The 22,670-nt window shown below is 34.1% G+C and carries 19 protein-coding genes and 1 riboswitch; of the genes, 9 read left to right on the forward strand and 10 right to left on the reverse strand.

Annotation, left to right across the window (positions count from 1 at the left end):
- Nucleotides 1-18 precede the first annotated feature (18 nt).
- A riboswitch (TPP riboswitch) is annotated at nucleotides 19-127 on the forward strand.
- Nucleotides 128-194: 67 nt separating this feature from the next.
- Genes LQ617_RS14105 through LQ617_RS14125 form a run of 5 tightly spaced genes read left to right on the forward strand, consistent with a single transcriptional unit; the run spans nucleotide 195 to nucleotide 3,854 of the window.
- Entirely contained in the window at nucleotides 195-788 is a 594-nt protein-coding gene (locus LQ617_RS14105; RefSeq protein ID WP_481816980.1) for a thiamine phosphate synthase, read from the forward strand.
- Complete coding sequence (thiO, locus tag LQ617_RS14110) at nucleotides 781-1,890, forward strand: glycine oxidase ThiO (protein ID WP_239740639.1); 1,110 nt, start codon at nucleotides 781-783, stop codon at nucleotides 1,888-1,890. The genes LQ617_RS14105 and thiO overlap by 8 nt, the downstream gene beginning before the upstream one ends.
- Nucleotides 1,887-2,087 (forward strand): sulfur carrier protein ThiS, encoded by a 201-nt coding sequence (thiS, locus tag LQ617_RS14115; protein WP_025905802.1) that lies wholly within the window; start codon nucleotides 1,887-1,889, stop codon nucleotides 2,085-2,087. Before thiO ends, thiS begins: the two co-directional genes overlap by 4 nt.
- Before the next feature lies 1 nt (nucleotide 2,088).
- Nucleotides 2,089-2,856, forward strand: a complete 768-nt coding sequence (locus LQ617_RS14120; protein ID WP_126477296.1) for a thiazole synthase — start codon at nucleotides 2,089-2,091, stop codon at nucleotides 2,854-2,856.
- On the forward strand, nucleotides 2,856-3,854 hold the full coding sequence (locus tag LQ617_RS14125; RefSeq protein WP_239740640.1) for a ThiF family adenylyltransferase: 999 nt from the start codon (nucleotides 2,856-2,858) through the stop codon (nucleotides 3,852-3,854). Before LQ617_RS14120 ends, LQ617_RS14125 begins: the two co-directional genes overlap by 1 nt.
- Before the next feature lie 653 nt (nucleotides 3,855-4,507).
- Here the strand turns inward: LQ617_RS14125 and LQ617_RS14130 are convergent.
- The gene (locus LQ617_RS14130) at nucleotides 4,508-4,861 is read right to left on the reverse strand and encodes a DUF488 domain-containing protein (RefSeq protein ID WP_159316374.1); all 354 of its coding nucleotides are present in this window, start codon (nucleotides 4,859-4,861) and stop codon (nucleotides 4,508-4,510) included.
- 149 nt (nucleotides 4,862-5,010) lie between these two features.
- Here LQ617_RS14130 and LQ617_RS14135 point away from each other — a divergent pair, with 149 nt between their 5' ends.
- Entirely contained in the window at nucleotides 5,011-6,966 is a 1,956-nt protein-coding gene (locus LQ617_RS14135; RefSeq protein ID WP_239740641.1) for a fructose-1,6-bisphosphatase, read from the forward strand.
- Between the two features lie 448 nt (nucleotides 6,967-7,414).
- On the opposite strand, the gene LQ617_RS14140 is transcribed toward LQ617_RS14135, so the two are convergent.
- The 4 genes from LQ617_RS14140 to norA form a co-directional block, all read right to left on the reverse strand.
- The gene (locus LQ617_RS14140; RefSeq protein WP_239740642.1) at nucleotides 7,415-9,415 is read right to left on the reverse strand and encodes a CocE/NonD family hydrolase; all 2,001 of its coding nucleotides are present in this window, start codon (nucleotides 9,413-9,415) and stop codon (nucleotides 7,415-7,417) included.
- A gap of 94 nt (nucleotides 9,416-9,509) precedes the next feature.
- Complete coding sequence (locus LQ617_RS14145; protein WP_239740643.1) at nucleotides 9,510-11,273, reverse strand: ABC transporter ATP-binding protein; 1,764 nt, start codon at nucleotides 11,271-11,273, stop codon at nucleotides 9,510-9,512.
- Nucleotides 11,257-13,047, reverse strand: coding sequence for an ABC transporter transmembrane domain-containing protein (locus LQ617_RS14150; RefSeq protein WP_239740644.1), 1,791 nt, complete (start codon nucleotides 13,045-13,047; stop codon nucleotides 11,257-11,259). The genes LQ617_RS14145 and LQ617_RS14150 overlap by 17 nt, the downstream gene beginning before the upstream one ends.
- A 798-nt stretch (nucleotides 13,048-13,845) precedes the next feature.
- Nucleotides 13,846-14,991 carry a multidrug efflux MFS transporter NorA gene (gene norA / locus LQ617_RS14155; RefSeq protein WP_191836526.1) on the reverse strand — a complete coding sequence of 382 codons (1,146 nt, stop codon included), beginning with the start codon at nucleotides 14,989-14,991 and terminating at the stop codon, nucleotides 13,846-13,848.
- Between the two features lie 153 nt (nucleotides 14,992-15,144).
- On the opposite strand from norA, the gene LQ617_RS14160 reads away from it, so the two are divergent.
- Nucleotides 15,145-15,960, forward strand: coding sequence for a MerR family transcriptional regulator (locus LQ617_RS14160; protein WP_239740645.1), 816 nt, complete (start codon nucleotides 15,145-15,147; stop codon nucleotides 15,958-15,960).
- Between the two features lie 43 nt (nucleotides 15,961-16,003).
- Here LQ617_RS14160 and LQ617_RS14165 read toward each other — a convergent pair whose 3' ends face one another.
- Entirely contained in the window at nucleotides 16,004-17,023 is a 1,020-nt protein-coding gene (locus LQ617_RS14165) for a DUF418 domain-containing protein (protein WP_239740646.1), read from the reverse strand.
- Nucleotides 17,024-17,166: 143 nt separating this feature from the next.
- Nucleotides 17,167-17,868 (reverse strand): alpha/beta hydrolase, encoded by a 702-nt coding sequence (locus LQ617_RS14170; protein WP_159316382.1) that lies wholly within the window; start codon nucleotides 17,866-17,868, stop codon nucleotides 17,167-17,169.
- Between the two features lie 156 nt (nucleotides 17,869-18,024).
- Between LQ617_RS14170 and LQ617_RS14175 the strand changes: the two genes are divergently transcribed.
- Entirely contained in the window at nucleotides 18,025-18,627 is a 603-nt protein-coding gene (locus LQ617_RS14175; RefSeq protein ID WP_239740647.1) for a DJ-1/PfpI family protein, read from the forward strand.
- A 41-nt stretch (nucleotides 18,628-18,668) separates the two neighbouring features.
- Nucleotides 18,669-19,568 carry a macrolide 2'-phosphotransferase gene (locus LQ617_RS14180; RefSeq protein ID WP_239740648.1) on the forward strand — a complete coding sequence of 300 codons (900 nt, stop codon included), beginning with the start codon at nucleotides 18,669-18,671 and terminating at the stop codon, nucleotides 19,566-19,568.
- Nucleotides 19,569-19,606: 38 nt separating this feature from the next.
- Here the strand turns inward: LQ617_RS14180 and LQ617_RS14185 are convergent, their stop codons facing one another.
- The 3 genes from LQ617_RS14185 to LQ617_RS14195 are packed head-to-tail and all read right to left on the reverse strand — an operon-like array spanning nucleotide 19,607 to nucleotide 22,580.
- The gene (locus LQ617_RS14185) at nucleotides 19,607-19,783 is read right to left on the reverse strand and encodes a hypothetical protein (protein WP_239740649.1); all 177 of its coding nucleotides are present in this window, start codon (nucleotides 19,781-19,783) and stop codon (nucleotides 19,607-19,609) included.
- Nucleotides 19,784-19,842: 59 nt separating this feature from the next.
- Nucleotides 19,843-20,943 (reverse strand): UvrD-helicase domain-containing protein, encoded by a 1,101-nt coding sequence (locus tag LQ617_RS14190; protein WP_239740650.1) that lies wholly within the window; start codon nucleotides 20,941-20,943, stop codon nucleotides 19,843-19,845.
- Nucleotides 20,940-22,580: an ATP-dependent nuclease gene (locus tag LQ617_RS14195; protein ID WP_239740651.1), complete on the reverse strand. Its 1,641-nt coding sequence runs from the start codon at nucleotides 22,578-22,580 to the stop codon at nucleotides 20,940-20,942. Before LQ617_RS14195 ends, LQ617_RS14190 begins: the two co-directional genes overlap by 4 nt.
- Nucleotides 22,581-22,670 lie beyond the last annotated feature (90 nt).

Consider the following 22,670-nt stretch of genomic DNA (forward strand, 5'->3'; position numbering starts at 1 on the left):
GGATGTAATAACTGAATAAATGTCCACTGGAAGTGCCTTATTATAGGCTGAGACTGAAGTAGTGACTTCGGGATTCCTTGAACCTGATCCAGTTCATACTGGCGTAGGAAAGTGGCGTATATAAGCTTACTTATACTTATAATTAAATTTTTACGCTATTTTTCTATCCAGAAAAATAGCGTTTTTTATTTGGAGTGATTTCATTGTTTATTGCTGTTACACCGTATAAAGACTTAGATGTTGAAGATTTAGAACATTATTTAGAGATTGCAGAAGAGATTGATTTGTTATTACTGAGAGTGCCTATGACACGTGATGATCTATGCTGGGCGCTTGATTATTTATTAGCACATGGCTTTCCACAAACGAAATTAATGATTCATTCTGATAAGACCATACTTGAAAAATATGATCTGAATTTTATTCATTTTCGTGAAAATGACGTGCAAGCATTTGAATATAAAAAGCTTCACCCACATATATCAGTCAGTATGTCTACACATTCAGTTGAAAGTGTGAAGCGCGCACGTGAGTGGTCTTTAGATTTTGTATTCTTTGGTCACGTGTTTGAAACGCGTTCTAAACATGGTCTTAAACCAAGATCTTCTAAAGACATAAAAGATGCAGTATCTATAGATATTCCTGTTTATGCAATTGGTGGTATAGATACCCATTCTATTAAGTCGTTGCCTCATGGTTTTGAAGGTGTTTGTGCAATTTCATTTTTCAGAGATCGAAGTTTGCGTGAAATTCAGTTATTAAGAGAGGAGTGGCTTGCATATGTATGACGTGTTAATTGTTGGTTCAGGCGTCATGGGCATGTCTATTGCACGTGAATTAGCACTTAAGAATGATTCATTGTCTATCGCTGTGATAGATCGAGATGTTCCTGGATTACATGCATCTTATAAAGCTGGTGGCATGTTAGGTGCGCAAAATGAATTTATTGAAGATACACCCCTTTATCAACTTGCATTACGTTCGAGAGATTATTTCGAATCACTTAGTCATACGTTATATAAAGAGACGAATATCAATATTGATTATCAAGCGCACGGTTTAATTAAAATGGCCGCTTCACGAGAAGATATCGACAGCTTAACAGCGCAATATCGTTTTTTGAATAAGCGTGATCGATCAGTTACGACGTTAGATAGTCAATCACTTCGTAATCTTTCAAATCATACGATTTCTTATAATCATAAGGCAATTTATATTCCATTTGATGGACAAATTAATGCCAATCAATATGCTAAAGCTTTATTGAAATCTATTGAGTATAAAGGAATTGAGCGAATTTATCATACTGAAGTTAAATCCATACATCGCTTAAATGATGCGTTTAAAGTGCTCACTGCAAACCAAATCTTACTTTCCAAAAAAGTCATTGTTGCCGGTGGTGCATGGAGTCATCAGTTATTAACCGACTATGAAATTGAGCCAAAAGTAACTGGTGTTAAAGGTGAAGTACTACTGTTAGAACATCCAGACTTAAAATTAGAACAAACACTTTTTATGACGAATGGCTGTTACATTGTCCCGAAACGTGGCAATCGATTTTTAGTGGGTGCGACGAGTTATGTAGATGACTATACTGTAGGCACATCAGTTGAAGGTGAAAATTGGTTAATGCGTCAAGCGTGTAAATACATTCCATTATTATCAAGTAGTCGACTCATTCATAAATGGTCGGGAATCAGACCATACACTGATAATGAATGGCCTATTATGGATGAAATCGATGAAGATTTATATATTGTTACGGGTCATTATCGTAATGGCATATTACTGTCACCTATCATCGGTAAATTAATGGCTGAATGGATTGTTTATGAAGAAAGACCTACGTTATTAGAAGCATTTAAAGTGAGGAGGTGTGTCCATTTATGAAATGTATTATTAATGGTGATGAATTTAATTTTGAAGATGCGTTAACGTTGTCAGATTTACTAGACTCGCTGGAACTTGATAAAGATAGAATCATTGTCGAATGGAACGATACACTCATCAAAAGTGAACAATTTAATGATATTACTGTTAGAGAATCGGATAGATTAGAACTACTAGAATTTGTTGGAGGCGGATAAAATGTTAAAAATAGGACCATATGAACTCAACTCAAGATTATTATTAGGTACTGGTAAATTTAAAGATGAAGAAACACAATCTAAAGCAATCCAAGCATCAGGTGCAGAAGTGCTCACTTTTGCTGTAAGAAGAATGAATCTTTATGATAAATCACTACCCAACCCATTAGCAAATGTTGATTTAAATCGATTTATTACTTTTCCTAATACTGCTGGTGCACATACTGCAGAAGAAGCTGTACGTATTGCAGAAATTGCCAATCATGCTGGGCTTTGCAACTTAATTAAAGTAGAAGTCATTGGTGACGATAAGACTTTATTGCCAGACCCAATCGAAACTTATAAAGCATGTGAAATATTATTAGATAAAGGCTATATTGTCTGTCCATATATTTCGTGTGATGTTGTGTTAGCTAAACGACTTGAAGCATTAGGTGTTCACGCGATTATGCCCCTAGCTTCTCCAATTGGAACAGGCAGAGGTATTAATAACCCACTCAATTTAAGATATATCATTGAACAAGCTAACATCCCCGTTATCGTAGATGCTGGTATTGGTTCACCAAAAGATGCTTGTTTCGCGATGGAACTTGGTGCAGATGCAATTTTATTAAATACTGCTATTTCTGGTGCGAAAGACCCTGTCAAAATGGCTGAAGCGATGAAATTAGGTATTGAAGCCGGACAATTAAGTTATGAGGCAGGTAGAATCCCTGTTAGATATACAGCACAAGCATCAAGTCCAACTGAAGGATTAGGATTCTTGTAATGGAACGATACGAGCGACAAATGAAGTTTCAACAGTTCGGTGAGCATAGTCAAGAATCATTGCAGAATACCCGTATATTGATCATGGGTGCAGGTGCATTAGGCAGTCATGTTGCAGAACTACTCGCTCGCATGGGCGCTCATCAATTAACGATAATCGACATGGATATCGTTGAGCTTTCTAATTTACATCGTCAAGCACTCTATGATGAACGTGATGCACAGGAAATGCTTCCTAAAGTCGTTGCTTTAAAGAGGAAAATCAAACAGATTAATCGCCATGTTGATTTGAATGCTATCCATCAAGAATTAACGGCACAAAACATTGAAACGATTATTAAAAATGTCCAACCAGATATTGTAATCGATGGCATGGATCAATTTGATATGCGCTTTTTAATCAATGAAGCTTGCCATAAATTAAACATTCCTTGGATATATGGCGCAGCAGTTGGAAGTAAAGGAACTGTTTATGCAATTGATTATAGTGGACCTTGCTTAAGATGTATCCTTCAAAACGTACCTCAAACTGGAGAAAGTTGTGCGATAAACGGCGTGCTACCACCAGTCGTTCAACAAGTAGCCAGTTACGAAGTGTCAGAATTACTCAGATATGTTGCTGGAAAATCTTTTTCTAAAAAGCTCATAACAATAGATACATTTGAAATGAACATACGCGCAACAAATATCAATTTATTAAAAGATGATGACTGCGTTGTCTGTGAACAAGGGATTTATCAAACATTAAACACACCACCCCTTTCATCAATAGAAGCATTATGTGGGGATACGTTCATGTTTAGATTTAAACAACACGCATTTGAATTAGCACATCACTTCCCAGGACATATCGCTAAAGAAAACGCATATGTAAAATTTATAGCATATGACGATATGACCATGACCTTATTTAAAGACGGTCGCATGAACGTACGCGGCATAGCATCACAAGAAATCGCAGAAGATATATATCAACAGTTTAATAGGTGTATAAAGTAGGGAGAGGATTGGAGTTGGACCAAGTCTTGGAGGCAGTTGCGGGTGAAGTCTTGGCTTTATTCGGTACTTAAGCCATGACTTAGACGATCTCTTGGCTTTATTCAGTACTTAAGCCATGACTTTGGCTATCTCTTGGCTTTATTCAGGACTTAAGCCATGACTTGGGGCATCTCTTGGCTTTATTCAGGACTTAAGCCATGACTTGGACCATCTCTTGGCTTTATTTGGTACTTAAGCCAAGACTTGGGGCTTCTCTTGGCTTTATTTGGTACTTAAGCCATGACTTGGGGCATCTCTTGGCTTTAATCGGTACTTAAGCCATGACTTGGGGCATCTCTTGGCTTTATTCGGTACTTAAGCCATGACTTGGGGCATCTCTTGGCTTTACTCGGTACTTAAGCCATGACTTGGAACATCTCTTGGCTTTACTCGGTACTTAAGCCATGACTTGGACCATCTCTTGGCTTTATTCGATACTTAAGCCATGACTTGGACCATCTCTTGGCTTTATTCAGGCGTTAAGCCAAGACTTGCCTCTTCTCTTGGCTTTATTCGGTACTTAAGCCATGACTTGGACCATCTCTTGGCTTTATTCAGGCGTTAAGCCAAGACTTGCCTCTTCTCTTGGCTTTATTCAGGCGTTAAGCCATGACTCACCCATCCAATATTTCTTTTAACACGATTGCTTGATTGTGTTTTTCGTCTTTGGCGCCATACAGAATGATGAGTGTTTGTTTATTGTCTTTATAAATTTCTTTTAGCTGATTTAAAGCTTCTTGTTGATCTCCTGATTCGAGTTCTTGTTTATATTTTTCTTTAAATTCTTCAAATTTGCTTGGTTCGTGATTGAACCATTTTCTTAATTCACTAGAGGGTGCGATGTCTTTTAACCAATGATCTAAATTTGCTTTGTCTTTAGATATCCCTCTCGGCCATACTCGGTCCACTAATACTCTTACACCTTTTTCATCAAGATTATTATAAATTCTATCTATTTTACATGCCATGAATGATCGACTCCTTTATATATATTTAGCCTACAGAAGTGAATCTTAAACCATAAAAGAAAACGCTTAATGTGTTATACTATATCTCAAATGGTAGGTTTAATTTCTAAATAAAAAATCTCGAAATGATGAACGGAGTGAATTTTTTTATGACTCAATACGACAGCCAGATTTTAAAAGAAAAATACTTAAATTTATTAGCAGAAAAGTTTGATGAAGAAGAAAAAGTAGCAACTGAAATTATTAATTTACAATCTATTTTAGACTTACCTAAAGGAACAGAACATTTCGTAAGTGATTTACATGGTGAATATCATGCATTCCAACATGTTTTAAGAAATGGTTCTGGTAATGTGAGAGCTAAAATTAATGATATTTTTAAAGAGACACATTCTGAAGAACATATTAGCGACCTTGCTGCACTCGTTTATTATCCAGAAGAAAAATTGAAACTTGTTAAAAATCAATTTGCATCGAAATCAGAATTAAATGAATGGTATATTGAAACAATTCAACAGATGATACATCTTATTTCATACGCTTCAAGTAAGTATACACGTTCTAAGTTACGTAAAGCTTTACCAAAACAATTCGTATACATAATTGAAGAGTTATTATATAAAAGCAATGTCTATAACAATAAAACGACTTACTACGAAACAATTGTTCAAAAAATCATTTCACTCGGACAATCGGATAAACTGATTATTGGTTTAGCATACACGATTCAAAGATTAGTCGTTGACCATTTACATGTTGTCGGAGATATTTATGACCGTGGTCCTGAACCTGATAAAATTATGGAAACGTTAATTAATTATCATTCTGTTGATATCCAATGGGGTAACCATGACGTATTGTGGATTGGTGCTTATGCCGGTTCAAAAGTATGTTTAGCGAACATTTTAAGAATATGCGCGCGTTATGATAATTTAGATATTATTGAAGATGCATATGGCATTAATTTGCGACCTTTAGTTAATTTAGCTGAAAAATATTACGGCGATAATATTGCATTTCATCCAAAAAAACATGCCGACAAAGAACTATCAGAAGAAGAAAAACTTCAAATCACTAAGATTCATCAAGCAATCGCCATCATTCAATTTAAACTAGAAAGTCCAATTATTAAACGTCGTCCTTCATTTGATATGGAAGAAAGACTCGTACTAGAAAAAGTAAATTACGATAAAAATGAAATTACTATTTACGGTCAAACGTATCAATTAGAAAATACATGTTTTGAAACCGTTGACCGAGCAAATCCAGCACAACTAAACGAAGAAGAAGAGGAAGTCATTAATAAACTTCTACTTTCAGTACAAGAATCTGAAAAACTGAAACGTCATATGAACTTTTTAATGAAAAAAGGTAACTTGTATTTAAAATATAATGGTAATTTACTTATCCACGGATGTATACCCGTAGATGAACAAGGTAATATGGAAGAAATGGAAATTGACGGTAAAGTGTATAATGGGCGAGAATTATTAGACCAATTCGAATATCATATTAGAAATTCATTTAGTCGTAAACATGAAACAGATGACTTATCTACAGATTTAATTTGGTATTTATGGACAGGTAAATATTCTTCATTATTCGGTAAACGTGCCATGACAACATTCGAAAGATATTTTATAAAAGATAAAGCATCACATAAAGAAGAAAAAAATCCTTATTATTACTTAAGAGAAGATAGCGATATGTGTCGTAAAATGTTAGAAGAGTTTGATTTAGATCCTGAACAAGGCCGTATTATCAACGGTCATACACCTGTTAAAGAAATTGATGGTGAAAATCCAATTAAAGCAAATGGTAAGATGATCGTTATCGACGGCGGATTTTCAAAAGCTTATCAATCTACAACAGGTATCGCAGGCTATACATTGCTGTATAACTCATTTGGTATGCAGCTCGTTGCCCACAAACACTTCGGTACAAAAGAAAATGTACTACTCAACGGGGCTGATGAACTATCCGTTAGACGTGTTGTAGATGAAGAACTCGAAAGAAAGAAAGTTCGAGATACAAATATCGGCGCCAAATTACAAGAAGAAATTCAAATGTTACAAGAATTAATGTCGTATCGTTATATAGATTAAAAAACCCGCGAAAACTAACAATTCACGTTAGTTTTCGCGGTTTTTCTTATATGTTATTTGAAAAAGAACATATGCCTTTTCAAATATTAGCGCATGATATCTTACAGTCTTCGTGCGATACGACCTGATTTTGCACCTTAGCGCACGATATCTTACAGTCTTCGTGCGTTATGCCCCTTTTTTATACCCTAGCGCACGATATCTCGCAGTCTTCGTGCGTTATGCCCCTTTTTTGTACCCTAGCGCACGATATCTCGCAGTCTTCGTGCGTTATGCCCCTTTTTTGCACCTTAGCGCACGATATCTTACAGTCTTCGTGCGTTATGCCCCTTTTTTGCACCCTAGCGCACGATATCTCGCAGTCTTCGTGCGTTATGCCCCTTTTTTATACCCTAGCGCACGATATCTCGCAGTCTTCGTGCGTGATTCTCCAATTCAAATTTCATCTTCAAGTAAAGTCTCGCTCTATTTTCTTTTTCCATGTTTTTGAGAAGCATTGTTCGCCTTCGTTATAAGCTACAACTTTATTATATAAGTAATAATAGTCTGCATCACATGTCATTGTACTAAATGTCTCTACTTCCGTATCTATATCATCATCTTTAACAATCACTTTCCAATCACATTGGACTTTGGCTGATAATGGATCGTCTTCTTTAATTGTATAGACATTTAAGTTCTCTGTTCCATATGTGATATGACTATCTTTTAATGTTCTTAATCCTTCATCTGAATAATCTCTTAATTCCCATTCATTGGTCGTTAATCGCTTCGTGATATCCCTCGTTCGAGACCCTTCTCTATGAATGATTTTTTCTAGAGGCTGTGCAGTTTCTGATAAAGGATAGTCTAATTGAATTTCTTCAAAATGATCAACTAAAGGTAATATCAATTGTGAATACTCTAAATCCACTTTTATATTTGCTACCTCTTTGCTCGGCCAAATTTGTGGCCAATATGTAGGAGAGATAGACACTTCTATTTTATGTCCTGCTGGTATTTGATAGCCTATAACATCTAGAGGTACTTCTGCATTGATATACTCGTTAATCGGTAGTTTCTCTGGCGTTTCATGACTCTTGTAGTGATTTAGATTCAACTGACCTTTCGTAATCAATGTCTTCTTGCCATTTGGATGCACGTCAGAAATACGCACATGGATATTTCCATAAGCACGATCAGATTTAACATGAAGCTTTGCGACAGGTTGTCCAATGATATTCATCGTTTCACCATACGTTTCAACCATAAATGAGCATGCTAAAGCATTATCGATTGTTTGGTCATCTGGCAAGTCCCCTTCTTGGCCAAAAGGACAGAACACGCCTGAATAAAGACCATGTTGTTGATTATTTTTCAACGTGATTTCTTGCGTCATACTACTAAAAATATCTTTCGACTTAATGTCTTCTTTTAATAAATCTAGCCATTTGCCTTCTCGATAGTCGTATGAAGTTTGTGGTTCTACACTCTCTTGAACATAAACAAGAAATTCATCTTTATGGTTAATATGTTCATCCGGTTCCATCCATTTGTCTAACCATGCGACAACTTCTTGTAAATATCCAAATTGAGGTCCAGGAATTGCGACGTCTGGAAATTCATGTGCCCAAGGTCCTATAATACCTTTCTTCGGAACATTCAAATGACGCATTAAACGAAACACAGCATTTGTGTAGCCGTCAGCCCAACCACTCATCGTTAATACCGGAATGGTAATGTTTGAATAATCTTCATTGATAGAACCGTGCTTCCAATAATCATCTCTTGTTTGATGACTAACCCATTCTTCCACAAACGGTGGTGTATGTTCTAAACGTTCAAGCCAATTTTCATACCATTTATCACCGAAATATTTCGGAAAAGCTGGTCGTGCATTATATGCAAACATCGTAGAAGCCCACCAAAGCATATCAGAAGCCATAAGCGTTCCGCCTTTATAATGAACGTCATCCGCGTATCGATCATCCGTTGAACATAATGAGATAATGGTCTTCAATACTTCTGGTTGTCTCGCAGCAACTTGTAATCCGTTAAATCCTCCCCACGATTTACCAATCATTGCTACTGATCCATTTGACCATTCTTGGTTTGTTATCCATTCTATAATGTCCAATGCATCGTCTTGTTCTTGTAACGGATATTCGTCTTCGATAATACCTTCAGAATCCCCAGTTCCCCTTATATCAACTCGAATAGCAGTATACCCAAACCCTGCAAAATACTTATGTCTAATTTCATCCCGTAAAGCTGTAAATTCATCTTTTCTATATGGTAAATATTCTAATACCGCACCTTTAGTCTTAGTGTCGGTCTTAGGTTGCCAGATTTTAGCTGATAATTTCGTACCATCTTGCATCGTTATCCAAGTATGATGAATCACTTCGATTTCAAATGGAAATTGTGTTCGCTCAGTTATTTTATTATAGTCTACATCAAAAACACCCATGTAAAATCCTCCTCTATTTATCTATTACTGCTTATTATACATAATTACATATATAAAAACTGACCAGACACTTTCGTCTGATCAGTTCGTACTATTATCCATTTTGAAGTAAATACATTTTGTGATAAATGCCGTCTTGTTTAATCAATTCGTCATGTGTACCTCTTTCAACGATTTCGCCTTTATTCAATACGAGTATTTGATCAGCATCTTGAATAGTTGAAAGTCTATGTGCAATCGCTAATGTTGTTCTGCCTTTTCTCATTTTTTCTAATGATGCTTGAATTTGCGCTTCTGTTTCTGAATCAATATTAGCAGTCGCTTCATCCAGTATTAATATTTTCGGATCACTTGCAATCGTTCTTGCAAAGGCCAACAATTGTCTTTCTCCACTTGAAAATGCACTACCTTTTTCGATTACTTTATGTTCATATTTCCCAGGTAATTTATTAATAAATTGATCTGCATTAACAAATTCAGCCGCTTCTTGCACTTTTTCAAAAGTCATCGTCGGGTGATACAATTTTATATTCGATGTAATCGTTCCGTAGAAAATAAATGCATCTTGAAGCACAAGCCCAATATTAGATTTGAGTTCTTTTTTCGGTATTTGCTTAATCGATTGTTGATCGATTAGTATTTTACCTTGTTCAAATTCATAAAATCTCATAAACAAGTTAATGATTGAACTTTTCCCAGAACCTGTATGCCCAACAAGTGCAACTGTTTCACCTGGGTTTGCGGTAAATGATATATTTTTTAATACATCTGTTTTGCCATCATAACTAAACGTTACATCTTTAAATTCAATTTTGCCGTCAGTAATATGAAAATCTTGACGCTCTTGTTGCGCGGGTTCAAGCATATCATTATCGATAAGTTTAAATACACGACTCGCTGATACGAGTGCTTGTTGAAGTACGTTTAAATTTTGACTGACTTGGTTAATCGGTTCAAAGAAGCGTTCCATATATTGTACAAATGCAAATACAACACCTGCTGTAATACCACCTGAAAAGCTCAATATACCGAAGTAACTTAATATCATAATGACAGCAAATACTGAAATCATACTGATTGCTGGTCTCAGTAGTAAGCCATCGATTTTGACAGTCTTCATATTAAACTCATAGTGCTCATCGTTAATGTCATTAAATTCTTTTTGCAATCTGTTTTCTTGATTAAATACTTGTATAATTCTCATACCTTCGATAGATTCAGCTAACTTCGCATTTAAATCTGACAAAAGCTGTCTCGCTTGAGAAAAGTATATCGCAGAATATTTTCTATAAAGTGCTAATATGACAACTATAATAGGTACAAATACAAGTGCCATTAAAGCTAATTTAAAATCTAAAATAAACATCATGACATAACTTGAAATAACCATAAATAATGCCATTAAAAATGATGAAAATACACCGATAAACATTTCTACAATGGCTTCAGTATCATTCGTTAACCTTGATACTATACTGCCACCAGGCTCTTTATCAAAATAGCGCATGCCCAATTGGCCAATTTTATCAAAAGCATCAATTCTTAATTGTTGAATGACTTTAAAAGCTAAATATTGAAATAAGTATACATTCCAATATGTTGTTACAGCACCAATAATTTGAACGACAAAGAATATCACAATCAATAATGTCATATCTGATTCTGGAAATACTCGTGGCGTTAAATAATCATCGATAAATACTTTTACTAAATAAGGTGTTGCAACACTTGCAACTGTCGAAATCGTCAGCATTAAGAAAGCAAGTGCAATGATACCTTTAAAGGGGAACGTATATTTAATTAATCTTTTAAGTACATCAAACTGATCTTTGGCAGTTAAATTATGATTTTGTGCCATCGTTGTCATCCCCCTTTGCCAATTCATCTAGACTACTCGCAAGCTTTTCATGTAACGCTTGTGATTGATAAGTGTCATAATACCATCCTTTAAGATTCATCAACTCTTGATGTGTACCGCGTTCAATGATTGTGCCTTCATCCATCACGATAATCATATCGGCATGACTGACAGCACTCATTCTATGAGCTGTTATAATATTCGTCTTACCTTGTCTGACATTCTGCATATTTTCTAGTATATGTTCTTCAGTCTCTGCATCTACTGCTGATAATGAATCATCTAATATCAGTACAGGTGGATTCATGATTAATGCCCTTGCGATAGAAATCCTTTGTTTCTGACCGCCTGATAATGATACACCTCTCTCACCAACAACTGTATTGTAGCCTTCAGGAAAGCTTAATATATCTTGGTGAATATAACTAATATTACTCGCGTTATGAATAATATCATCATCGATAGTAGGATCACTAAAGGCAATGTTATTTCTTATTGAAGTCGAGAATAAAAAGTGGTCTTGAGGGACATAACCAAATTGCGCTCTTAAATGACGAATATCAAAATAACTTAATGGATGACGACCATATATAATTTCATCCGCTTCTTTCGTATCAAATTCGCGTAATAATAGTCGAATGATTGCACTTTTACCTGAACCTGTTCGACCAACAATACCTAATGTTGTCCCTTTTTCAATCGTGAAATGAATGTCATGTAATGCCACATTATCATCGTTTGGAAATTTAAAGGATTTAATGTCGACATGAATATCCCCTTCAGGAACCATATCCGTCTTAACTTCCGTATCGACATCGTTTGGAACATTGGTAATTTCATTAATTCTTTCATATGAAGCATGACCTCTTTGAACAATGTTAAAGAATAATCCAAGTGCGAGCAGTGGCCAAACCATCATCCCTAAATAAGTTGTAAATGTAACAAGTTGTCCAATTGTAATATCATCTTGAATCACCATTCTTGCACCAAAGAATATCGCTAAAAAATAACTCACACCAATTACTGACATAATCGTTGGATCAAACAATGCATCAATTTTAGAAACTTTTAAATTTTTGTATACGACATCATCACTTAGTTGCTTAAAATCTGCTTGATCGTCTTTTTCATAGCCGAATGTCTTTGTGACTTTTATCCCAGCAATACTCTCTTGAGTCTTATCATTCAACTGACTAAACGCAGCTTGTGCTTTTTTGAAACCGCGGTTAAGCAACTTACCATAATAACTCGTTAATATAATCATAATAGGAAGTGGAATCATCACAATTAAAGTTAAACGCCAATCAACAGTAATTGCCATAGTAATCAGAACAGCCCCACCTGACATCAGTGAATCCGCAATTGTCAGAACGCCGCCACCCGCAGTATTCTGAACAGCTCTAATATCATTTGTAGCATGTGCCATTAAATCTCCAGTACGTCTTTCTTGGAAAAAAGAAGGACTCATCGACGTATATTTATGATACAGTCGCTCTCTTAATATCTTCCCTAACCTCATACTTGCCCCGAATATCATAATGCGCCAGTAGTAACGAAATACATATGTTAATACAGCAGCAAGAAATAAAATGATGAGATAAATAAGAAGCGTCTTTCCCGTTAAAGTATTAAAGCTAATACCATCAATCACTCGACCGATAATTTGTGGAGGCAACAAATCAATCAGCGCTACAAGTAATAAAATGAGAATGCCAAAAATATAATTTTTCCTTTCTTGTTTAATAAACCAGCCCAATTTTGCAAATACCTTCATAATCGTCCACACTCCCCTTATATCTACACATTTAAAATTTTAGCACAAAACAATCATCTGAAAATTGAAAGTTCATAATTTTCATACATTTATATAAAAATCATCCGAATGGCGTATACAGGAATTATGTAGATGAGGGAGATTGGGAGGTGTGGGGTTCTGGGTTTCGGCGGAGTTCTGAGGTTCGGGGATTCGGCGGATTGGAGGATGTATGTTGCTTGTTTGGTGGGTCTTGCAACATACGGACGTTCTATGTTGCTTGTTTGGGCAGTCTTGCAATATACGGGCGTGCTATGTTGCTTGTTTGGGCAGTCTTGCAACATACGGGCGTGCTATGTTGCTTGTTTGGGCAGTCTTGCAATATTCGGACGCTCTATGTTGCTTGTTTGGGCAGTCTTGCAACTTACGGGCGTGCTATGTTGCTTGTTTGGGCAGTCTTGCAACTTACGGACGCTCTATGTTGCTTGTTTAGGCTGTCTTGATAAATACAGCGCCTCTATTTATCTTGTTTTACCTGTCTTGATAAATACAGAGCCTCTATTTATCTTGTTTCACCTGTCTTGATAAATACAACGCCTCTATTTATCTTGTTTAGTCAGTCTTGATAAATACAACGTCCCTATTTATCTTGTTTTGCCAGTCTTGATAAATACAACGCTCCTAATTTTCTTGTCGACCCCATTTCTATAATTACAAACCGCTCCATCCTCCTCACCATCCCCGACCTACTCCCCATCCCATATACTTCTCCCAAAAAAGAAAGTCAGGGACATCACGCGAGGTGTCCCTGACTTTTTATTAGAATTTTAATTTATCTGGTCTATAAAATGCGATGATAATTGAAGCGATGATAAAGAATGCCATGGCTATAAATAACGGGAAGTCGATTTTAATATCGAATGCTGCTCCGGCTACTAATGGCCCTATCAAGTTACCCACACTTGTGGCGGCTGAGTTCAAGCCACCTGCAGTACCTTGGTTATTACCTGCTAATTTAGAGAAATAGTTCGTCATGGATGGTCTGATCAAATCAAATCCTATAAATATTACGAAACTGACTAACATCACAGTAATGTAGTGAGAAGCATATACAAAGGCTCCTAGAATTAACACTGAGTAGATTAATGAGAATAGCGTTAATTTAATTTCACCGATCTTACCGACAAGTTTCTCGAATAAGAATAATTGGAATATTACCCCTACTATAGCGCCACCTGTAATCGCGATAGAAATATCTTTCGGTTCAAAGCCTACTTTCTCTGCTGTATATAGTGAGAACATTGTTTCTGTAGATGCTAAACCGTATGACAATATCAACATAATAATGACTGGTACGATAAACAATTTATATGGAAATGGCTCTTTGACTTTAGGACGTGCTGTTTCATTTGAATCATCGTCACTTGCTTCTTTTAAAAGGAATACTGAGAATAACAAAGCGATGATGCCAAGTGCACCAGCAAAATAAAAAGGCATTCTATGCGAAATTTCTGCTAAGAATCCTCCTACACCCGGTCCAACTATGAACCCTGTATTAATAACGGCTGACATATAACTAAAGTTCTTTGCTCTATTTTCTGAAGTTGATAAATCTCCAATCATACCATTTACACCAGGCATGACAAACGCTGCACTAATGCCACCTAATACTCTTGAAACTAAAAGTATTGAAAATGAATTACCCATCGCGAAAATAAATTCTGAAATGGAGAATAACAGCAGGCCGATAATGATAATAATTTTTTTACCAAACTTATCTGCAAATCTTCCTCCAAACGGTGAAGCGATCATTTGGAACATTGCAAATACTGCGACCAGCATGCCTAAATCACTTCCATTTAAATCTAAATCATGCAAAATTGTAGGTAATACTGGTATAACAATACTGATACCTAAAAACATTAAAAATATATTAAAATATAAAACGTTTAACTTATTATTCATTTTAGACCTCCTTCTTCATTACTTTTTCAAACATTAAGTGATTTTCACTATATTCTAATCTATTTATTTTGATTTGCATAACATAATGCAATCTTTAATATATACAATTTATAGTGTATAGTAACTATACAGTCAATAGGAGGAACTTAATTTATGCAAAAAATTAATCAAATACCTATAAGTGAGTTTGCAAGCTTAACAAATGTTAGCCGCCAGACACTCATATACTATGATAAAATCAATCTTTTTAAACCAGATTATAAGAACGAAATTGGATACCGATATTACTCCATTAAACAAATTGAACTTATAAGTGTGATTACTTTATTGAAAGAACTCGGCATGCCACTTAAAGAAATTAAAGAATATACACAAAATAAATCACCAGAGCACTTTTTAAATTTAATGACGCAACAGAAGAAAACGATTCAAGAACAGAAGAAGCATTTGGAATACAATGAAATGATCATTGATAGTAAAATTCAACTCATCAGAGACGCTATGAAAACTTCCTTTGATCAAATTGAAATTGAAGAATATGATGAAATGACTTTCTATATCAGTGACAACATCGCGAATGCTTCAGAACTCGATTTCTTAATATCGATTAACCAGTTTATTGATGAGCTGAAATCACACGAAATTTTTTCTAGTCAGCCAATCGGTGTCGTAACGCACAAAAATGATATTTTAAGTGGTAATTACTATCATTATAGTTACCTTTACGTGAATATCCCAAATTCTAAAAAGCACTATAAAAATACCGTTACGTTAAAAGGTAAATATTTAGTCGGTTATTATATTGGCATTGATGAACATGTTGAAGAAGCGTATAACAAAATGTTAAATAAAATCGATGAATTGAATTTAACAATGGGTGAATATGTATATGAAGAATATGTATTTGATTCAGTTATTAAAAATAATGAGAATGAATATATCACTAAAATTATGATTGAAATCATATAAAAAAGCATAGATTCCGGGATATCAATTCCCAGTCTCTATGCTTTTATTTTATTGGAAACATCTTGAAATACGTACCGATTTTCCATAAGTATTCTAACGGACCATATTTAAAATAACTCAACCATAAACTTGAGAATATTAGCTGTATGACAAGAATGATTAAACAAAGATTCGCCGTATGTATTAAGCGACAATCTGATAATCCTAATCCATAGCTAAATAATAGTATCAATAATGTCTGCCCGATATAATTCGTAAGTGCCATTTGTCCATACGTTCTTAACGGTTTCAATAATTGTTGCACGATTTTATATTGTAACAACGTGACGAGTACACTAAAGTAACATACCGTCATGATAGGACTCAGTATTAAAATAAATTGATTTGTTAAAGCGTATTGTTTCAAATATTGCGCTTCAGTTATACCTGTATATTTAATCGCTTGATAAGAAGCGCCAACGTAGATTTGATTCAAGTAATAGATGCCGATTACCGAAATGATCATCGAAATTACCGCAATAATGGCATAATACTTTTTATGCTGGAACATTTTTTGATGTAGACCAAATTGAGCAAAGGTTAAACCTAAAGTAAACAGTGGAAGCGGCATTAATATTTTTCCGCCCAAACCAATCGCTACGCATAAGAGCACGATACCGATTACGAAATTCACCCACTTATTCACTTTAAACAGTGGTAATAGTACTAAACCAAATATGGCATACACGAGCAATACCTCTCCCGGTTGGAGTTGCATATGCCCTAATCCTAACAGCGCCAATATCACAATTCTTCTCAAATAAATCACATACGGATGTTCACTTTTCGCTTTCGCACGATTAATAAAAATATAAAAACCAACACCAAATAAAAATGAAAAAATCGACATAAACTTTGATTCAATAAATATATCTAAAAACTTCTGATAACGAACTTCTACTATTGAAAAATCAAATGGTATTTGTAAAATACTCGAAACATTAAGAAAAATAATACCTAATAAAGCAAATCCTCTAATATAATCTAATTCATAAATACGATGATTCGATGCAGTCGGGTTCATGACTTATGCCTCCTTTAATTCCTTGTTATAATTTACCATTTATACAAAGAAATACAACGAACAATATTGTCACATGCCCTGTCACATCACATTAAAAAAGACTTAGACACCCATCATGTCTAAGTCTCTTATAATAATTACATCTAAAACAACGTATGAATTGCTTTGTCGAAATATTTTTCAAAGTATTCATGTCTATGAATGCCTTCTTTATCTGTTATAAACGTTAAAGTCGAATCATCATTGACCAGCTTCTCTTTCACTAATTCAACCGCTTCATACGTATTCGGTACCATCCATTTTAATATATTAGGATATTCTACTCCTTCTTGCTCTCCTACATACCAATAAATATGACGTGGATATTCTATCGGTTTGCTATTTTTAATGAAATCTAAAAAGTTCGGATACCACATAGAAGCAGACATTAAGATATAACTACCGAATAAGTGCGGTCTTGTTAATAATGCATATAATGACACTAACGCGCCGAATGACCCACCACCGATTGCTAAATATTCCGCTTCATCAAAGATATGATAATGTTCTTTAAGAAATGGTATTAATTCAAATTCCAACATATCTAAATATTGATCAGCTTCTCCCGCATAATGTGCTTGATCGACTTGCTCTTCCCATGGTGTATATTCCCTATTTCTATCAACCGGTTCAATACCGACATACATAATATCTCGTGGCTTATCTTCTATCAGTTTATTAAATATATAATCCCCATCTTGAACGATTACTGTCTTGAATGGTTTAGGATTTTGTTCATCATAACCAACTGGCATAGCCACCGTTACGAATCGATCATTCCATAAAAATTTTTGTACAACTTGCATAACTTTTCACTCCCGTTATATCTCTTCTTTAATTGAGAAACGTTATCATTTATTACATCATACCACAAATACTATTAGTTATCATTTGCATATGAGATGCCTTTGTATCATGATAAAAATAATCTTTAAATAAATTTAACAAGGGGTGTTATTTTTATGAAAAAAGCGCTAATCGTTCTTACAGAAGCATATGCAGATTGGGAAGTCAGTTACGTTGCTGCTGAACTCGCTATGTCACACGGATTTGAAATCGATACAGTATCATTAGGTGAGTCAACTGTTACATCTATCGGGCAATTGAAGACAATCGTTGACTATACAATAGATAACATTAAAGATCCTTACGATGCTTTAATTATCATTGGCGGTAACAATTGGTCACAAATTGAAAATGAACAACTCGTGCAACTTATTAAAATATCTTTAGATAACAATATCGTTGTAGGCGCAATATGTGCAGCCGTTGACTTCTTTGCAAGAAATGGATTACTTACGGGATATAAACATACAGGAAATGATTTAAACCAATGGACGACCGAAAAAAACTACAAAGCCTATACAAACGCATTAGACTTTATGAATGAAGATAGTGTCGTTGATAAGAACCTTGTCACAGCAAACGGATCTAGTGCAGTAGACTTTGCATTTAATGTAATTCGTGCATTAGGACTTCTAGATTACAAAGAAGCGGAAAAACAAAAATACTTTTATAAAGCAGGTTATGTATCTTATAAGATGAAATACGGAGAAATTGGCTAAAAAGCGAGAAATATAAAAATAACCTTTAAGGAGCGCTCAATATGACACAACATGAAAACATTGTCACGATTGCCTCACAATGTGGTTTAGATATTCAACCTGAATCAATTTCGATAAATGAATCAGGACTTGATTTTCAAGTAGCATTTGCTGAAGATAGACATGGTGTTGAATGGGTATTACGTATACCTAGAAGACCAGAAGTGTATGCGCGAACAGGCTCAGAAAAAGAAACCGTAGACTTCATACAACAACATGTACCATTTGAAGTCCCTAACTGGCAAATTCATAAAGAAACACTAATTGCATATCCTAAACTAACAGGTGTACCTGCAGCTACAATTGATCCTGAATTACAACAATATGTATGGGAAATTGAACATAAACCCGTACCTCAGAATTTTATTGATACATTGGCAGAAGTACTCGTCGATTTACATCGAATAACAAACGAAGAGCTCGCTTCAAGTGAAATTAAGACGACAACAATTCAACAAGTCAAAGAAGATTATCAAGAACGTATGCATAAAGTGAAAGAAACGTTCGGTGTCTCCCCTGACTTATGGAATAGATGGCAAACATGGTTAGAGAATGATGAGCTCTGGCCAAATCATGTCACGATGATACATGGAGACTTGCATCCAGGACATATTATGGTGGATAAAGAAGCAAATGTGACAGGTTTGATAGATTGGACAGAAGCCAGTCATGCAGACCCGTCAAATGATTTCATGGGACATCATCGTGTATTTGGGGATGAAGGGCTAGATGAGCTAATAGAAGCTTATGATAAAGCTGGTGGAACGACATGGCCACATATGAAAGAACATATTATTGAATTGAATGCAGTGTTTCCTTTGTTTATCGCTGAATTTGCACTTGCTTCAGGAGAAGCGGCATATGAGAAGATGGCAAAGAAAGAATTATGCGTTGATGAGTAAGATAACATTAAAAAAGGTTAGCTCGTATGAGCTAACCTTTATATATGTGTTGCAAAGAAATTATTTAAGATGGTTAATTGTTCTGGTACGCTATTTCTTGAAACTTCAGGATGTGACGTAATATGTTTATCTGGTAAGTTGATTTTGTAAATCTTAGATGCATCAATACGATCTGTCTGTTTATAATACAGTTCAATCCTAATTTTAATACTCAAAAAAGTTATTTATCCAAATATACCATTCAAATGACGTTAAAATTAGTTTATAAGAATTATTATTTATAAATGTTTAGTGATTCTGTTTTAATATTATTATCACATACAATCCCTACACTATATCTAGCTCTTGTAATTGCAACATAAAATTTGCACCTAACATCAAAATTATCAAGTTCCTTATTATTTAAAACCCAGTCTGTTATTTTGGCAGTAGGGTATATCAATACTCTATCACGAGTTAACCCTTTAGTTTCTCCATAATTTTTTACTTCATAATTAAGATTCACTTTCTTCTTTCTTGAATATCTTAGTTGTGTAGGGGAATATTCTTCTAAATATCGTTCAACATCTTTTTCTTTCACTAGGAAAATTCCATCATGTCCCGTAACTACATTATGAAGTGATTTACAAGATGGATATTTAGGAAATAATCGGTTAGCATATTCACAAATATCTTGGTTATTACGCCAACTATCTTTAAGAGTAACAGTATCAATATTACAAATTATTGATTTACATTCTTTTTCAATAAATTCCTGTATTTTACCATTAGTATATTTTTTATATTTTTCAGGATTATGTGTGTGATAAGTCACTTGCCTAGGGTCACCAGCAATTTTAATTATCGATTCAGTTTGGAATAAGAGTTTTATTATTTCTAAATCATACCCAGCCATATCTTGTACTTCGTCTATATAAATAAATTTAAATAATGAAGCCATCCGTTCAATTACTAAACCATTGCTTTTTTCATTACAACGAACTACAAATTTTGAAAGTTTATCAGAATAAATTTGAAACTCTCTTGAAAAGTAATGTTTTTCAACTTCTGTTTCTTTATAATAAACTTTATTCTTCCCGGCATACTTTAATCCCGATTTATTATTCACCAACAACAAACCATTTATTTTTTTCTCAGTTAGTTTTCCTTGATACGGTTTTGCACCATGTTCTATTAAAAATGAAAACCATGTTTTTATTGTTACATTATGTGGTATTACTCCATTATTCAATTCAAAAAATTTATTCCTAATTTCTTTTTCATTTTCTTCAGTAAAAGTAGTAATTAGAACGCTTTCTTTACACTGGATAGCTTCCTTTACTATATGAGTTGTTTTGCCTGCTCCAGCCGAAGCAACTAAAAGATTATTTTTCATTTTAATGCCCTTTCAATAAATTCTGGGTAACATATCTGATTGGTAGATAAAAATATTTCTAATGCACAGTCAGTTTTGTGTGATTTCATGTATTTCAATAAATCATCTTCATTCTCATATTTAGTATTAAATATAGAATTTAGTATATTTAAACTGTTTGCACGCAACAAGGCTGGCTCTAGTGTATTATAATTAAAAGGTTTTTCATTATTTCCTGTAGTTAGAGGACCAGTATGTACGTTTTCATCATAGCAAATTTCAATATTTTCTTTTCTCTTATCACCCAAATATTCAGCATATTTTTTTTCTAGAGCCTCAAGATTTCCATCGTTGTCTGTAACAACTTTTACAGGAATTTTTAAATGTTCAGCAATTTCTAGGAACCTTAAGAAAGATGTCCCAACAGATATAATTTCAACCTCATCTTCGATTGGCAATTTATTATTATTTTTATCCCGATATGCTCTTTGAAGTACTAACTCATCAGAATCTCCTTCTACTAATATGGCTTTCTTAGATAAGATTAACCTTAGAGTGTCATATCCTGATACTTTTTCAAAAAATTTTTTAGCATTTAAATTCTCAAATTTAACTGTCCGTTGTTGGTTTAATAAAATAAGATTATCTAAACCTAATTTATTTGAAACAAAACTACTATGAGTAGACAGTATAATCTGCTTATCATGATAATTGTCTTTAATACTATTTAACAAATGATTTAGACGTGTATGACTTATATGACATTCTGGTTCTTCAATTAGGATAATTGAGGAAGCTTCTGCTCTTTTGTTAGATAAAGCTAAATCAGTTTTTATAATAGATTGTTCACCTTTTCCTATAAAATCAAAAGGAATATTATCTAGCTGTGTTATTAAACTGCCATCCCAAGTTGAACCAGAACCTAAATCTACTGTTAATTCAATATTTTTATCACTTAATTTGGAAATATTAGTTATCTTTGAATTAATTTCTGCAATCGATTTATCCTTTGAAAAGATTTCTTTAACTTTTCTATAAGCTTGTGCTACCTTAGTTTTTTCATCAGTTTCTAAAATATTTTGGACAATTCTAGATATATATATATCTGATCCATTATAAAATTTACTAAACCCTACATCAATAAATGATGATTTAATTGGGATACTCCTAGAAGTCAATGCTTTTCTAGCAAATGAGTACCACTCTATATCGTAATATTCAATTGGAAGACTTTCTAATTTACCCATTTCAATTAATGATTTATACTCTTCATTATATTTTTCATCTAAGGCAATTTTTAAAGCAATTCCACTTGCTTTTCCCGTAAAATTTTTTTCTGAAAATTTGTCACCTTCTAGAATAGGTTGGCTATCATCTAAATATAACTCAATCAAAATATAGGGTGGTATTGAACTTTCACCATTATTAACTTTTTCAATATACTCTTTTATAACTTCATAATTAAATAAATATTGAGTTAAGTTACCTTTGATATTCTTCCCTCTAAATATACCGGTTAGAGCTAGATGTATTGCCTCAAGAATGGTAGATTTTCCAGCTTCATTATTTCCAACTAAAATGTTAATTCCATTTTTAAAATCTAATGTAAACGTTCCTTTAAAACATTTAAAATTTTCAATTTTTATTCTTTTTATCATCGATTCTCTCCCAATTCTTAGCTTATATTAATTATTATCATGTATTTTTACATAAAATACAATGTGATTTAGTATAGAAAACTAAATGCA

This window comes from Mammaliicoccus sp. P-M59 (genome assembly GCF_022386135.1).
GTDB classification, from domain to species: domain Bacteria; phylum Bacillota; class Bacilli; order Staphylococcales; family Staphylococcaceae; genus Mammaliicoccus; species Mammaliicoccus sciuri_A.